Source organism: Streptomyces sp. NPDC045431 (assembly GCF_040646655.1).
Lineage (GTDB): Bacteria > Actinomycetota > Actinomycetes > Streptomycetales > Streptomycetaceae > Streptomyces.
Genome location: NZ_JBEZAQ010000007.1, coordinates 219,520 through 233,977 on the forward strand (window position 1 = coordinate 219,520; position 14,458 = coordinate 233,977).

The 14,458-nt window shown below is 71.6% G+C and carries 15 protein-coding genes; 8 read left to right on the top strand and 7 right to left on the bottom strand.

Annotated features, from left to right (window positions below; all coding sequences use genetic code 11):
- Positions 1-47: 47 nt before the first annotated feature.
- Positions 48-485, bottom strand: a complete 438-nt coding sequence (locus AB0A69_RS18090) for an ABA4-like family protein (RefSeq protein ID WP_361422220.1) — start codon at positions 483-485, stop codon at positions 48-50.
- On the bottom strand, positions 482-1,441 hold the full coding sequence (locus AB0A69_RS18095) for a hypothetical protein (protein WP_361422223.1): 960 nt from the start codon (positions 1,439-1,441) through the stop codon (positions 482-484). Before AB0A69_RS18095 ends, AB0A69_RS18090 begins: the two co-directional genes overlap by 4 nt.
- Positions 1,442-1,526: 85 nt before the next feature.
- On the opposite strand from AB0A69_RS18095, the gene AB0A69_RS18100 reads away from it, so the two are divergent.
- Positions 1,527-2,174, top strand: a complete 648-nt coding sequence (locus AB0A69_RS18100) for a MerR family transcriptional regulator (protein ID WP_361422226.1) — start codon at positions 1,527-1,529, stop codon at positions 2,172-2,174.
- A gap of 99 nt (positions 2,175-2,273) precedes the next feature.
- On the opposite strand, the gene AB0A69_RS18105 is transcribed toward AB0A69_RS18100, so the two are convergent.
- Entirely contained in the window at positions 2,274-3,185 is a 912-nt protein-coding gene (locus AB0A69_RS18105; protein WP_361422229.1) for a LysR family transcriptional regulator, read from the bottom strand.
- A gap of 100 nt (positions 3,186-3,285) precedes the next feature.
- On the opposite strand from AB0A69_RS18105, the gene AB0A69_RS18110 reads away from it, so the two are divergent.
- The gene (locus AB0A69_RS18110; protein WP_361422231.1) at positions 3,286-4,308 is read left to right on the top strand and encodes an NADP-dependent oxidoreductase; all 1,023 of its coding nucleotides are present in this window, start codon (positions 3,286-3,288) and stop codon (positions 4,306-4,308) included.
- Between the two features lie 303 nt (positions 4,309-4,611).
- Here the strand turns inward: AB0A69_RS18110 and AB0A69_RS18115 are convergent, their stop codons facing one another.
- Complete coding sequence (locus AB0A69_RS18115) at positions 4,612-5,469, bottom strand: siderophore-interacting protein (protein ID WP_361422234.1); 858 nt, start codon at positions 5,467-5,469, stop codon at positions 4,612-4,614.
- 57 nt (positions 5,470-5,526) lie between these two features.
- Complete coding sequence (locus tag AB0A69_RS18120; protein ID WP_361422481.1) at positions 5,527-6,438, bottom strand: 5'-3' exonuclease; 912 nt, start codon at positions 6,436-6,438, stop codon at positions 5,527-5,529.
- A gap of 421 nt (positions 6,439-6,859) precedes the next feature.
- Here AB0A69_RS18120 and AB0A69_RS18125 point away from each other — a divergent pair, with 421 nt between their 5' ends.
- Together AB0A69_RS18125 and AB0A69_RS18130 are read left to right on the top strand one after the other, a co-directional pair.
- Complete coding sequence (locus tag AB0A69_RS18125; protein WP_361422237.1) at positions 6,860-7,411, top strand: helix-turn-helix domain-containing protein; 552 nt, start codon at positions 6,860-6,862, stop codon at positions 7,409-7,411.
- Positions 7,404-8,228, top strand: coding sequence for a helical backbone metal receptor (locus tag AB0A69_RS18130; protein WP_361422240.1), 825 nt, complete (start codon positions 7,404-7,406; stop codon positions 8,226-8,228). The genes AB0A69_RS18125 and AB0A69_RS18130 overlap by 8 nt, the downstream gene beginning before the upstream one ends.
- Here the strand turns inward: AB0A69_RS18130 and AB0A69_RS18135 are convergent.
- On the bottom strand, positions 8,167-9,285 hold the full coding sequence (locus AB0A69_RS18135; protein ID WP_361422243.1) for a TDT family transporter: 1,119 nt from the start codon (positions 9,283-9,285) through the stop codon (positions 8,167-8,169). The genes AB0A69_RS18130 and AB0A69_RS18135 overlap by 62 nt on opposite strands.
- Positions 9,286-9,355: 70 nt before the next feature.
- On the opposite strand from AB0A69_RS18135, the gene AB0A69_RS18140 reads away from it, so the two are divergent.
- From AB0A69_RS18140 to AB0A69_RS18155, 4 genes are all read left to right on the top strand, one after another.
- Complete coding sequence (locus AB0A69_RS18140; RefSeq protein WP_361422246.1) at positions 9,356-10,255, top strand: LysR family transcriptional regulator; 900 nt, start codon at positions 9,356-9,358, stop codon at positions 10,253-10,255.
- Between the two features lie 182 nt (positions 10,256-10,437).
- Positions 10,438-10,881: a hypothetical protein gene (locus AB0A69_RS18145; RefSeq protein WP_361422249.1), complete on the top strand. Its 444-nt coding sequence runs from the start codon at positions 10,438-10,440 to the stop codon at positions 10,879-10,881.
- Complete coding sequence (locus AB0A69_RS18150) at positions 10,881-13,058, top strand: hypothetical protein (RefSeq protein WP_361422252.1); 2,178 nt, start codon at positions 10,881-10,883, stop codon at positions 13,056-13,058. The genes AB0A69_RS18145 and AB0A69_RS18150 overlap by 1 nt, the downstream gene beginning before the upstream one ends.
- A 79-nt stretch (positions 13,059-13,137) precedes the next feature.
- Entirely contained in the window at positions 13,138-13,713 is a 576-nt protein-coding gene (locus AB0A69_RS18155) for a hypothetical protein (RefSeq protein ID WP_361422255.1), read from the top strand.
- A 58-nt stretch (positions 13,714-13,771) separates the two neighbouring features.
- Here the strand turns inward: AB0A69_RS18155 and AB0A69_RS18160 are convergent, their stop codons facing one another.
- Positions 13,772-14,449, bottom strand: a complete 678-nt coding sequence (locus AB0A69_RS18160; RefSeq protein WP_361422258.1) for a gamma-glutamyl-gamma-aminobutyrate hydrolase family protein — start codon at positions 14,447-14,449, stop codon at positions 13,772-13,774.
- Between the last annotated feature and the right edge of the window lie 9 nt (positions 14,450-14,458).

Below are 14,458 nucleotides of genomic sequence, written 5' to 3' on the forward strand. Positions count from 1 at the left end.
CGATCTTGCCAGGCGTCGCGAGCCCGGCAAGATCGATAAGACACCCCCTAGGGGCCCGTGGGCCCGGTGCGCCGAGTTCTGACCTCTCGTACGGCCAGGAAGACGAGCAGGCCGATGGGGGAGAGGAGGATGGTCAGGATCAGCAGGGGCCCGGCGAGCAGCGGGTGCAGGGCGAGTTCGCGCGACCGCAGGAAGATCCACTGTCCGATCAGCAGGTCCCAGGCGATGACCTGGGCCCAGACCGCTCCGGCCCCGTCCGCCAGGGCGGTCAGGTCGCGGAAGGTCTCCAGATCGGGCTCGCGTACGGCGGCCCAGAGCTCCGGGAACACCGGGACGGCCAGGCCCAGATGGACGAGCAGGATGGGTACGACGGTGAGGGGGGACGAGGCGATCCGCGTGGTCCATCGCCAGTGGGGCGCCAGGATCATCAGCAGCCAGACGGGCGCGGCCAGATAGAAGGACAGCTCGAAGAGGATGACGGTCATGCCACTCGCTCCAGGTGCGTGGGGTGGGCACCGGTCGCCGGCGCCGTCGTACGGAGCGCGGCCCAGCCGCCGGCTGCGGTGAGGAGTGCGACGACCCCCGCTGCGGTGAGTGTCGCGCCGTCCGGGTGGACCAGGGGCTGACCGCGCAGCGCCTGCCAGGTGACCAGGGCGAAGACGGCCGCGTACGCCGCCGAGGCCACGAGCACCAGGCGCAGGCGTACACGCTCGTCGCGCAGCCGGGCGAACCGGGGCGCCAGGGCGACGAGGAGCAGGAGGAAGAGAGGCAGCAGTTGGAGCGCGTGCATGCCGACGAAGTGCGGGATGCGGAGGTCGCCGCCGGTCGTCGACCAGCCGGTGAGGGGCATGGCCGGACCGCCGTCCGGTACGCCGACGCTGTGCGCGCCGACCACCTCGGAGGCGCCCGGCTGCTGACCCGGCGCGGGTCGTGTCATGCGGAAACCGATTCCGGCGCCGGCCAGTGCCAGCAGAGCGCCCAGCCTGAGGGCCCAGGTGGACGCCCGGTCCACGAACCGCGCCCGGAACAGCAGGACGGCGATGACGAGCGTCGCGCTCCACAGCACGACGACCGTGCCCGCCATGGCGTCGTACAGCGTGCTGTCGAAGGGCGTGGCGTGGTTGAAGTGGCTGCGTCGTCCCCGGGCCGCCTGGAAGGTGATGATCGCCATCTCGACGGCGCACGACGTGGCGACGACGGTCCCCGCCCACCAGCCGGTGCGCCGGAAGCGCGGCAGCAGCGACAGCATCCACGCGAGCGACAGGCAGTACGCCACGAACGAGACCGCGAACTTGAACGGCTTGGCCCAGACCGGCGCCCCGGCAAGGACGCGGTCGTCGATGACCAGTCCGACGGCGGAGACGCCGGCGAGGAGGGCCATGGCGGCGGAGAGGAGGAGGAGAGGCCGGTGCAGCGACGACAGCCGGTGCGAGAAGGACATGGGAACCCCCAGTTTTGGGTAGCGGAGCTATCCGATAGCGAGACTATCTATGATGGGAGTTCTCAAGGCAAGGGGTGACGCGGGCATGCGCATTGGCGAGTTGAGTCGGCGGACCGGGGTGTCGGTCCCGACGATCAAGTACTACGTACGGGAAGGGCTGCTGCCGGCCGGGCGGCTGACCAGCCCCAATCAGGCGTCCTACGACGAGACCCACGAGCGGCGGCTCCGCCTGGTGCGGGCCCTGATCGACGTCGGCGGGCTGTCCGTTGCGGCCCTGCGCGAGGTGCTCGACGCGATCGACGACCCCCAGCGGCCGGTCCACAAGGTGCTGGGCGAGGCGACCCACCGCCTGACGGCGTCGAGCGGCGGCGAGGCGGACCCGGAGCGGGAGGCGGCGCGCGTGACGGCGAAGGAGCTGGTGGCGGACCGGGGGTGGCGCGTCGGGGACGAGAACCCCGCGCTGGACGCGCTCGCGGGTGCGCTGGCCGCGTTGCGGCAGGTGGGGCACGCGGATTTCTTCGAGGTGCTGGACACCTACGCGGAGGCCGCGGAGCGAGTCGCCGCGGCGGATCTCGCGTGGGTGGCGGGGGGCGCCAGGCGCGAGGACCTGGTGGAGAGCGCGGTGGTCGGGACGGTGCTGGGGGAGGCGGTGTTCGCGGCGTTGCGGCGGTTGGCGCATGTGGATGCGTCGGCGCGGCGGTATGGGGAGGAGGAGGGCGAGGCGCGGGAGTAAGAAGGAATCTGCCACGCGGTGCCCAGGGCGGCTTCGGAGTTGCTCGGCTTGATCCCCCAGGCGGATCTGCGCTCACGCGACGCTCGACCTGATCAAGCCTCACTGTCGAGCAAGGCCCACGCACTGCGGGACCACCGCCCGCAATTCCCTCACCAAGGCGCGCACGACGGCGGATCCGGCCAGTTCGGAGGTGGTGACATAGCCGACCTGGCGTGTCGGGCGATCGAGACCGAGATCAGTGATCGCGACCGAGTTCGCCGCTCCGACCAAGGAGAGCGCAGGCATGATCGCCATTCCGTGACCGCCGCTCACCAGGGAGAGCACCGCTCCGTCATCCTCGGCCTCGACGGTCGCCTTCGGGATCCAGTCCTGTGCCGCCCACCAGTCGCGGGTGTACGAGCCGCAGTTCTCCGCCCAGTCGACCAGCGGCAGCGAGCGCGGGGCGGCGTGACCCTTCGGGTGCACCAGGGCGTACGGCTCTTCGAGGAGCCGGCTCGCGACCAGACCCGGTGGAGGCGGCACGGAGCCGCCGAGTGTGGCGATGGCTATGTCGGCTCTCCCGTCGGCCACTTCGCCCGCGGTGCCGCGCCCCACCTCGCGTACGATCCGCACCCGCGGCTCGATCCCGGGATGCCGGACGCGTAGCCGCTGGAGGACGGGCGACAGCAGGTGGAGAGCCGCGCTGCGGAAGGCCGCGATCCGCAGCGGCCCCTCCGCCGCGTCGAACCGGGCCGCGCCGCGCGCCTCGGCGTTCAGGACGTCCAGCAGGCGCAGGATGCGGCGGGCGTACGCCACGGCCTTGTCTCCGGCGAGGGTGGGACGGGCGCCGGTGCGGCCGCGGTCGAAGAGCACGGCACCGATCTTGCGCTCGCTGCCGCGCACCGAGTGGGAGACCGCGGACTGCGTCAGACCGAGTGTCCCGGCCGCGGCCGAGAACCCGCCGGTGTCCGCGACCGCCACCAGGACGCGCAGTTCGTGGGGGGCGAGATCGGAGTCGGTACTGCGGGCCACAGGGCGCTCACCTCGAGATATGAGGACTGCTCATGGAACGGTCGGTCGCATGAGCCCAACCGACTGCCCAGGTGGCGCATTCCCGCCTTACGGTCCGGTCATGAACACGACCGCGCTCACCGTGCATCAGATCGCCCGCCCCCACGGCTTTCCCACCGCCCAGCACTTCGCCTTCATCGAGTCCCCGCTTCCCGAGCCCGCAGCCGGCAGCGCGCTCGTGGAAAACCTCTACTGGTCCGTCGACCCGTATCACCGCGAGCTGATGGACGATGTGCCCGGCGGCTTCGCGCTCGACGCACCGCTGGAGGGCCGCACCATAGGGCGAGTCATCGCCTCGCGCACACCCCATCTGGCCGAGGGCGAGATCGTGTTCCACCGGCAGGGCTGGCGCACGCACGCGGCGGTCACACCGGAGGAGGTCCGACAGCTGCCCCGCTTCGAAGGGGTGCCCCTGACCGCGTACTTGAGCACTCTCGGCGGCACCGGCCTGACCGCCTATGTGGGCCTCACCCGGATCGCCCGGCTCCAGGAGGGCGAGGACCTGTTCGTGTCGGCAGCGGCGGGCGGGGTCGGCACGGCGACCGGGCGATTCGCCCGACTGCTCGGCGCCGGACGGCTCGTGGGCAGCGCGGGCTCGGCAGCGAAGGCAGACCACCTTACGCGGGAGGTGGGCTATGACGCCGTCTTCAACTACCACGACGGGCCCGCCGCCGACCTGCTCGGCAAGGCCGCACCAGGCGGCATCGACGTGTTCGTCGACAACGTCGGCGGCGAGCAACTGGCCGCGGCAGTGGGAGCGCTGCGCGAGTTCGGACGCATCGTCCGCGTCGGCACGATCAGCCAGTACAACACCCCCGGCGCGTCGCACCCGCGCTTCGACTACGCGGACATCGTGGAGAAGAGCATCCGCATGGAGGGCTTCCTGGTCAGCAACCACCGCGATGTGCAGGAGGAACTGTACGAATTCGCCGTGCCGCATCTGCAGAGCGGTCGGCTCGCTCTGGACGAGACGGTGGTCGACGGTTTCGAGCACATCGTGGACGCGTTCCTGGGAATGCTGCGCGGCGAGAACACCGGCAAGATCATCGTGCGGGGCCGCACGGAGGCCACGTCCGTGAGCTGACACCCGACCCGGTATCGCGGAGCGGCGTCTCCAGGACCCTCGACCGGTACATGACCAGCGACCGTGACCGGGCCATCGCCGATCGGTTCGCAGCCGTGATCCGCCCCGGACCCAGGGGCCGGCGCCTTGGGCCCAGCGGGGCTGCGCCCCGGGGCGCAGCTTCGCGGCGCGCCCGGGCTCCAGTGGGGCCCCGGCCCTTCAGGGCGTGCGTGTCTCGTCCTTCTCTGCGGTGGCGGGCCGGGGTGCGGGGACGGCAGGGCTCGTCGGGGCCGGGACCGGTGGCTGCGGCGGCCCGGAGGTGGCTCAGGCGGCCGCCGGGCCCGCGGGGGGCTCCTGTTCGCGTTCCACCTGGGCGTTCCAGTCGCGCTTGATCGCGCGCCAGGCCTCGTCCGTCTGGCCCAGGCGCCAGTAGCCCGAGATGGAGAGCCGTTCGCGGGGGATCTGGCGGTCCTGGCGGAGGTGGCGGCGGAGGTCCTTGACGAAGCCGGCTTCGCCGTGGACGAAGGCGTGGACGTCGCCGGGCGGGAAGTCCAGGTCCTGGACCGCTGTGAGGAGCGCCTCGCCGACCGGGCGGCCGGTGCGGTGGAACCAGCGGAGCTCGACGCCGGGCGGAGCCGCGATCTTCTGTTCGTCGTCGGGGGAGTCGACCTCCACGAAGGCGTGCCCCACGGCGCCCTCCGGCAGCCGCTCCAGCGACGCGGCGATCGCCGGCAGTGCGCTCTCGTCGCCGACGAGCAGGTGCCAGTCCGCCGCCGGGTCCGGCGCGTACCCGCCGCCCGGGCCGAGGAAGCGAATCGTTTCGCCCACCTGCGCGGAGGCGGCCCACGGGCCGGCGAGGCCCTCGTCGCCGTGGACGACGAAGTCGACGGTCAGCTCGCGCTGGGCGGCGTCCCACGCCCGTACCGTGTACGTCCGGGTCGTCGGCCACTGCTCGCGCGGGAACTCCTCCCGGATGCGGTCCATGTCGAACGGCTCCGGGTAGGTCACCCCCGGTGCCGGGAAGAGCAGCTTGATGTAGTGGTCGGTGAACTCGTCCGCGCTGAAATCGGACAGCCCCTCGCCGGCGAGGACCACCCGCACCATGTGCGGCGTGAGCCGCTCGGTACGAACGACACGAGCTTCGCGGGCTTTTGGTGCCTTGCGGGCGGGCTGCTGCGCCACGGTGGTCTCCCCGTCTCTCCCCGAACATGGTTGCTTAGGCTTACCTAAGCTAACACCTCACCCCCGCAGCACGGAGAGCAAACGGTCCAGCGAGCCGCCCAGCCCCCACCGCGCCGCCAGCTCGTCCAGCGCCTCCGGCTCCACCGGCCCCGCCGGCAGCGCGGGGTCGAAGTCCGGCAGCGGCACGTCGTCGGCGACCCGCACCACCTTCGGCGCGACCGCCACGTACTCCCGCGACTCGGCCAGCCGCCTGCGCTGCGCCGGCGAGAGCTTCGACGCCGGATCGTCGACCGCCGCCATGATCCCGGCGAGGTCCCCGTACGCCGCCAGGAGCTTCGCGGCGGTCTTCTCGCCGATGCCGGGCACCCCCGGCAGCCCGTCGCTCGGGTCCCCGCGCAGCAGCGCCAGATCGGCGTACCCCCGCCCGTCCACGCCGTACTTCGACCGCAGCCAGTCCTCGTCCGTGACCTGGAGGCTGCCGACGCCCTTGAGCGGATACAGCACCCGCACGCCCCGGGCGTCGTCCACCAGCTGGTACAGATCGCGGTCCCCGGTGACGATGTCCACCGGCCCCGCCGCCCGCGCCGTGAGCGTGCCGATCACGTCGTCCGCCTCATACCCCGCGACGCCGACCCGGGCGATGCCCACCGCGTCCAGCACCGCCTCGATCACCGGCACCTGGGGCGACAGCGTGTCCGGGATCTCCTCCTCGTCCGGGCCCGACCCCGGAGCGGCCTCCTCCGCGACCCGGTGCGCCTTGTACGACGGGATCAGCTCCACCCGCCAGTGCGGCCGCCAGTCCGCGTCCATGCACGCCACCAGCTCGTCCGGCCGGTGGTCCTGGACCAGCCGGGCGATGAAGTCCAGCAGCCCGCGCACGGCGTTGACGGGTGTGCCGTCCGGGGCCTTCACGGAGTCGGGGACCCCGAAGTAGGCGCGGAAGTACAGGGAGGCGGTGTCGAGGAGCATCAGGCGTCGCGTCACACCACCGATCATGCACCACCCACCGACACCGGACTGACACGCCAGTGAAGGGCATCACCATTCCGTTGTGCCGGAAGTGCCCGGGCTAAGGGCCTGTCTTCCGGATCTTGCCGGGCTCGCGTGCCCTGGTGCCGCTCCCCCAGAGCTTCGCCTGGGGGTGCCCCCACGCCGCGTTGTCGTCGGTCGCCAATGGCCCCCGTAGCCCTTCGGGCAACGGGGGAGGCTCCCTCCTCCGCCTTGCGATGTACGGCACCAGACCCCGCTCCCTTATCCGGCCTGATCCGAAAGACAGGCCCTAGTCTCACCGTGCGCGTGAGGCCCGCCCTATCGCGCCTTTCCCTCCCGTTGCGCTACTCGGTGGTACCGACGCTGCGTAAGGTGGTCGGAGAGGGAGGGAGCCGTAGAGATGGACGACAAGGAGACGCTTCGCGTGGGCGCGGCCGTCCGCCGGAGGCGCAGAGCACTCTCGCTCACCCTCGCCGCGGTGGCCGAGCGCAGTGGACTGTCCGTGCCGTTTCTCAGCCAGATCGAGAACGAGCGCGCCCGGCCCAGCACCCGCTCCCTGGAGCGCGTCGCGGACGCCCTGGAGACCACGGCCGTGGAGCTCCTCTACGCGGCCGACTCGACGCGCACCGTCGACGTCGTACGGGCCGACGACGCCTCCGGCGTGCCCGGCGTACGGCCGCTGGTGCGCGGCGAGCACCAGATGCACGCCGACGAGTTCACCGGCGAGCACGACGCCGGACGGGAGCTCGTCCTGCGCAACGACGCCCTGCTGTACGTCGCCGACGGCGCCGCCCAGGTGGAGGCCGAGGGCCGCGCCTACCGGCTGGAACGCGGCGACACGCTGTACCTCTCCGGTGGCGTGCGCCACCGCTGGCGCGCCACCGGGCCCGCCACCCGCATCCTGGTCGTCGCCGTCGCCGAGCACATGGGGACGGCGCCCCGCGATGGCTGAACGCACGGGGGCCGAGCGCACGAGTGCCGAGCGCACGAGTGCCGAGCGCACGGGGGCCGAGCGCACGAGTGCCGAGCGCGCGGGGGCCGGGCACGGGGCGGCCGTGCGCACCCGGGTCGTCTCCCTGGTGCCCTCCCTGACCGAGACCGTCGCCGCCACGGCGCCCGGCCTGCTCGTCGGTGCCACGAACTGGTGCGCCCACCCCTCAGGCCTCGACGTCACCCGTATCGGCGGTACCAAGAACCCGGACGTGGACGCCATCGCCGCCCTGCGCCCCGACCTCGTCCTCGCCAACGAGGAGGAGAACCGCGCCCCCGACCTCGCCGCCCTGCGTGCCGCGGGACTGGACGTGCTGGTCACCGAGGTGCGCACCCTGGAGCAGGCCTTCGCCGAGCTGGACCGCGTGCTGCGGGCCTGCGGCGTACGGACCCGGCCGCGCTGGCTCGACGAGGCCGAGGCGGCCTGGGACGCGCTCACCCCGGGCCCGTACCCGCGCAGGGCCGTCGTGCCCATCTGGCGCCGCCCCTGGATGGTGCTGGGCCGCGACACCTTCGCGGGTGACCTGCTGGCCCGCCTGGGTGTGGTCAACGTGTACGCGGACCACGCCGAGCGCTACCCGCGCGTCCCGCTCGACGAGCTGCGCGCCTCCGGCGCCGACCTGGTGGTCCTGCCGGACGAGCCGTACCGCTTCACGGCGGACGACGGACCCGAGGCGTTCGAGGGGATCCCCGCCGCGCTCGTCGACGGGCGCCACCTCACCTGGTACGGGCCGTCCCTGGCGACGGCACCGGCGGCGCTGCGAGCAGCGCTCCGCTGACCAGCCCCCGTACGGTCCGGGCGGCGGCCACCAGCCAGACCGCCACCAGCAGCGCGTACAGCGCCACGGCCAGCCACAGCAGCGGCGTGAGTCCGGTGTGCCGGGCCAGCCCCTCCGCGCCGGTCACGCACACCCCCACCGGGAACGTCAGCGCCCACCACGTCATCGCGAACCCCATGCCCCTGCGACGCGCCCGCACCAGCAGGGCACCGGCCAGTACCAGCCACATCAGGGCGAAGCCCATGACCGGCACGCCGTACAGCACGGCCAGCGTCGTCCCGTAGGGAAGGTGCGGTGCCGCGTCGGCGAAGTTGTTCGCGGCCGTCGTGGACTGGCCCAGCGGCCCGAGCACCAGGAAGAGCGTCGGCGTCAGGGTGAGGGGCAGCGGCCCGCCCGTCATCAGCCGCCCGAAGACCAGCGGAAGCATCAGCAGCACCGCGAACAGACTCAGCCCGAACAGCCCGTAGCAGGTGAGCAGCAGCGTCCCCTGCCACTGCCCCGGCGGCAGATGCGGTACGAGGAAGGGGCCCTGCGCGGCGGAGACCATGGGCGCCACGACCGGCAGCAGCCACACCGGAGAGGCGGCCTCGATCCGGTGGTGCACCACCATCAGGTACGGGACGGTGACCGCGACCGCCACGCCGAGGGCCGTGCCCAGGACGAACAGGACGCCGTCCAGGGCGAGGGCCGCGTCCAGCCCGATCCAGTCCCTGCCGACGGTGAGGGCGCCTCCGCCGACCGACATCATGGCCATGGCCACGCACCCGTAGAACGGCGCCACCGCCGGGTCCAGCAGATGGGCCCGGGCCTGGTCGCGGTGGTGCGTCCAGTGCAGCGTCCGCGCCACGAGCAGCACGGCGAGCATCAGCAGGGACAGGGACCAGACGGCGGTGCAGGCGGTGCGCAGACCGGGCACCCGGACGGGCAGGGCGGCACCCGCGCCGGCGACGATCGCGGTACCCATCACCGTCGCGTACCAGTTGGGTCCGAGATGGCGGACCGCCAGGGTGCGGGGGACGCGGGGGAGAGGGGTGTACTGCGCGAGCGTTGTTGCCATCCACCCACCGTGAACTGCGCCGATGCCCATCACCAGGGATCTTGTCCCTATGACCCCATAAACTGAAGTTATGAGCCTGTCGCATCGCGTCCCCGACCTCGGAGCCCTCGAACTGCTGCTCGCCGTCGCCCGGCACGGCAGCCTGGGCCGGGCCGCGCGCGAGGTCGGCATCACGCAGCCGGCCGCCAGCAGCCGGATCCGCTCCATGGAGCGGCAGCTCGGTGTCGCCCTGGTGGACCGCTCGCCGCGCGGCTCGCGGCTGACCGACGCGGGTTCCCTCGTCACCGACTGGGCGCGGCGGGTGGTGGAGGCGGCGGAGGCGTTCGACGTGGGGGCGCAGGCGCTGCGGGACCGGCGCGATTCGCGCCTCCGGGTCGCCGCCTCCATGACCATCGCGGAGTACCTGCTGCCCGGGTGGCTCATCGCGCTGCGCGCCGAGCGCCCCGACACGGCCGTCTCGCTCCAGGCGGGCAACTCGGCCGCCGTCGCCGCCTGCCTGCTCGCGGGCGAGGCGGACCTCGGGTACGTCGAGGGACTCGCCGTGCCGGACGGCCTGGACGCCGTGGTCGTCGCCCACGACCGGCTCGTGGTCGTCGCCGCGCCCTCGCACCGCTGGGCCCGCCGCCGCGGCCCCGTCACCCCGGCGGAGCTGGCGGCGACCCCGCTGGTGCTGCGCGAGTACGGCTCCGGCACCCGCCAGGTCCTGGACGCCGCCCTCGCCGGCCACGGCGGCCTGGCGGACCCGCTGCTGGAGCTCGCCTCCACCACGGCCGTCAAGGCGGCGGCCGTGACCGGCGCGGGCCCGGCGGTCCTCAGCGAGCTCGCGGTCACCGAGGAACTCGCCTCGCGCCGCCTGGTCGAGGTGCCGGTCGAGGGCGTCCACCTCCACCGCGCCCTGCGCGCGGTCTGGCCGACGGGCCCGCTCCCGACGGGGCCGGCCCGCGACCTGCTGTCGCTGGCGCGGGGGTAGGGCGGGGGCCGGAGGAGAACGGTTGGGGGTCAGGCCTCCGGACGGTCGCCCCAACTCCCCGTGCAAGTCCGCCCTTTGCCTTGTGTAGGGTCATCCAATGACGTGTCCCGGACGTCTTGCGTCCGTTTCCGTCCGGAACGTCGATCATTCGCTTGTCCGCACGGGGGAAGGGAGCCCATCAGATGGCATGGGACGAATGGGAGCAACTGAAGGCCGACGCCAACGGCAGAAGTTCCTCGCGTATGCAACTGAACGAGGCTCCGAGCGGCAAGGGCGGAGCCGGACAGGGCGACCTCACGGTCTCGCAGAAGGACCTGGCCGCGGTCGGCGACAGCGCGTTCAAGCTGTTCGAGGACCTCGGCCGCTACGGCCGTGACGCCTGGTCCAGCAGCCAGACCGCGGCCAAGGACCTCACGTCGCAGGAGTTCGCGCTCGGCAGCGCCCTGCACACGGTTCAGGACCGGTGGGAGAAGTCCCTTACGACGCTGCTCGACGCCTGTGCCCACATCTCCAACCACATGGACTTCACCCAGAAGGCCCACGCGGGCGACGAGTACCACATCACGTCGACCGTGAGCAGCATCGCGACCCTGGACAAGGGCTTCGACGAGGGGGCGAAGCGCTGATGGACCTCGAAGCACTGCGCAACGCCAACTTCTCCGCGCTCAGCACCGCGATCGGCGACTGGGCCACGGTCGTCAAGAACCTGACGACCCTGGAGAAGCGGGCGCAGGACGACATGAAGGCCAAGGCCGACAGGGCAACCTGGACCGGTGTCAACGCCACCGTGTCCCGTACGTTCATCTCCAAGACGGCCGGTGAGTTCTCCGACGCCCTCGCCCAGGCCACCTCGATCCACAACATCCTCAAGGACACCCACGACGAGCTCGTCGGCTACCGGGACCAGCTGAGGAAGGCCATCGACGACGGCTTCGAGAAGGACAAGCTGTCCGTCTCCGGAGAAAAGGGCGGTCGCTTCCGCGTCGAGGTCACCGGTCAACCGGCGCCGCCCGGTTCGGAGCAGAAGGCAGAGGCGCTGCGGGACACCATCCAGCGGATCCTCACCCAGGCCACGACCAGCGACTCCACGGCCGCCGGCGCCCTGCGGGCCCTTGCCGAGCAGGCCGACTACGGCTTCTCCGGCGCCACGTACGGTGACCGGGACTCCGCCGCCGACGCGATGAAAGCGGCCGACGCCATGGCCAAGCTGGCGAAGGACGCCACGAAGATGTCGCCGGAGGAGTTCGCCGAGTTCCAGCGGACCGTCGCCAAGTACAAGGACGACGAGCTCTTCGCCGCACAGTTCGCCTCGAAGCTGGGTGGCAAGGCCACGCTCCAGTTCTGGAACGATGTCGCGGAGATCCACGCGGGAGCGCGCGGCGATGAACTCAAGCAGCTCCAGAGCTTCCAGAAGGACCTGAGCATCACGCTCGCCACGGCCACGCTTTCCGACGCGGAGGGCATGCAGCAGTGGAAGAAGAGTGTCCTGGACGAGGCGACCACGGCCTTCAGGAACAACTCCATCGAGCCGATGCGTGTGAACGGCGCCCTGGGCTATCAGGTCATGAGCAGCCTCATGCACCACGGCAAGTACGACTCCGAATTCCTGGACGCGTACGGCAAGCAGCTCATGAAGAAGGACATGTCCACGGCGGCCAATCCTGTCGGCATGGGCACCAATGACCTGTGGGAGGCCGGCACGGTCACGGACCTGGTCTTCGGCAAGGACAACGGCGCCGACCCGGTGACCGGTTTCATGAAGGCGCTGTCGCACAATCCCGAGGCCGCGCTGAACACCTTCGGTGACAAGGAGGTGTTCGAGCACACGGTGCAGAGCATCCGCTACACCGACCGCGACGGAGCGGTGGCGCACGCCCTCGAGGCGGCGGTGACGGGGTACGGGGACGGCGAGAAGGCGACCGACGTCAGGCCGCACAGCAAGGCGCAGGTCGCGCTGATGCAGCAGGTCATGCACGCGGTCGCACAGCCGGAGACCGGCGCCCAGCTGGTGAACAAGGCCACGGGTGAGAGCTTCGGGGACATGGCGGCGGCGTACATGCCGGAGATCAGCCGGTCGCTGTCGGGCCAGGGAGCCGAGTCGATCTTCTGGAGCAACAGCCAGGATCCCGGCGGCCTGGACAAGCTGGATGTCACGCGCTTCCTGTACGAGACGGCCAGGGATCCCATGGGGCGCGCCGCGATCATTGTCGGAGAGAGCGTCTACACGGCCAGTTCGCTGGAAGCGCACGTCGCCCAGCCCGAGCGGTTCAGCGGGAAGACGGAAGACGCAGTCAGGGCCATTTCCACGAACGCCGGGATTATCGAAGGCATCGTCGGGCATTCGGTCGCAGACGCCAAGATCGCCGGCGACCTGGATGCCGAGAAGGAGGCGAACGCCGCCCTGAAGACCAAGGGCGACGTCGTCAAGTCCATCCTGTCCGCCGGTGTCGGCGTGGGTACCGTCGCTCTGGTGGGCACGTCACCCGCCGTGGCCGCGACGGCGGCAGCGGTCAGTGGATTCTTCGGCGGTATCTCCGGCATGGCCGTCGACCGCATCATCGACATGCAACAGCTCGACGGAGCTTTGGACCAGGCCCTCTACGACAGTGGAGGGAAGCTGAACGAAGCGCAGGAATCTGCCAATGTGCAGACACAGGAGAGTGCGGTCAACGCCATCAAGGAACACGGGTCCAAGGAATTGACGGAAGACGCCACGCGAAACATGATCCGCGAGCAAATCCAGGCGGGCTGGAATCTGAGCGATGGAATGCTGGAGGACTCCCATGCCCGGCCGGCCGCGTAATCACTGAGTGGATGTGGGCAGCCTCATGCAAGCAAGTCGAAAGAAGACCGTCATTACCGCTGGCGTGGCGTTCCTGTTGGTGACTGTGGCGGTATTCGGATACCTGGAGATCTTCACCAAGGGTATCGACCGGCTGTCGCCCCGGCCGTGCGACGGTGCGGTGAGCCGGGAGACGGCGGCGCGTGCCCTGCCCTCGGCGCGCGCGGCCGAGGAGCGGGGAAAGCTCGTCTTGCATGGGAGAGGAAAATTTTTCTTCGCTTGCTACGTACGCACCAGCGGCGGCTCCGTCATCTCGGGTGAGGTGGAGTCGCGGGATTCGGCTCTCGGCCCGTGGCGTGACTACTACGCGAAGGAGCCGTATGACGCGGACCCCGTCGAGGTGTCGTCCGGCGACATCAGAGCCGTGGTGCACCCGGACACCGCGTACGTGTACATCCCCTGCACCACGCCTGGCATGAAGAGCGGCGAGGCGCGGGAGGCCTATGCGCTGACCGTCGACGCCCGCACCATCGGCGACACCCGCGTCCACGGGAACGAGCTGCGCCAGGTCCTCGTCGACTTCGCCTACCAGCTCGCCCGCCACACGTACGAGGCCGTCGACTGCCAGGAGGCGCGGACCTTCCCGAAGGAGCTGCCCCGGCTCCCGGCCGCCTGAGGCTCGGCGCGCGCACGTGAGGCCCGGTCCGCTATCAGCGGGCCGGGCCTCACGCGTCTCACGACGCCGCCGCGACCAGTCCCTCCATCACCCGCAGGTCGGCGTCCATCTCGGGGTGCCACTGCACGCCCATCGCCCAGCGCGTGCCCGGCAGCTCGACCGCCTCCACCGTGCCGTCCTCCGCGTGCGCCGAAGGGGTCAGGCCGCGGCCCAGCCGGTCCACCGCCTGGTGGTGGTACGTCGGGACCGTCACCGCCTCCGGGACCAGGGAGGCGTACCGCGTGCCCGGGACCGGCTTCACCGTGTGGGCGGCGAAGACGCCGGGGCCGCCGGTGTGCCCGTCCAGGTGCTGCACCAGCGTGCCGCCGAGCGCCACGTTGAGCAGCTGCATGCCGCGGCAGACGCCCAGCAGCGGCGTGCCGGTCGCGAGGGCCGCGTCGATCAGCGCGAGCTCCCAGGAGTCCCGCTCCGCCGCCGCCGGGCCCGTGCGGGGGTCGCGCTCGGCGCCGTACCGTACGGGGTCGACGTCGGCGCCGCCCGCGACGACCAGGGCGTCGAGGCGGGCCACCGCCTCCGGGGCCGTGGCGGGTGCGTCCGGCGGGAGCATCGCGGCGATGCCGCCCGCCGCCTGGACCAGGCGCGGGTACGACTCCGGCAGCAGCGCCGCCGGCATGTCCCAGACGCCCCACCGGGCGCGGTCCAGGTAGGTGGTGACGCCGATGAGCGGCTTCGGCACGGGTGGTTC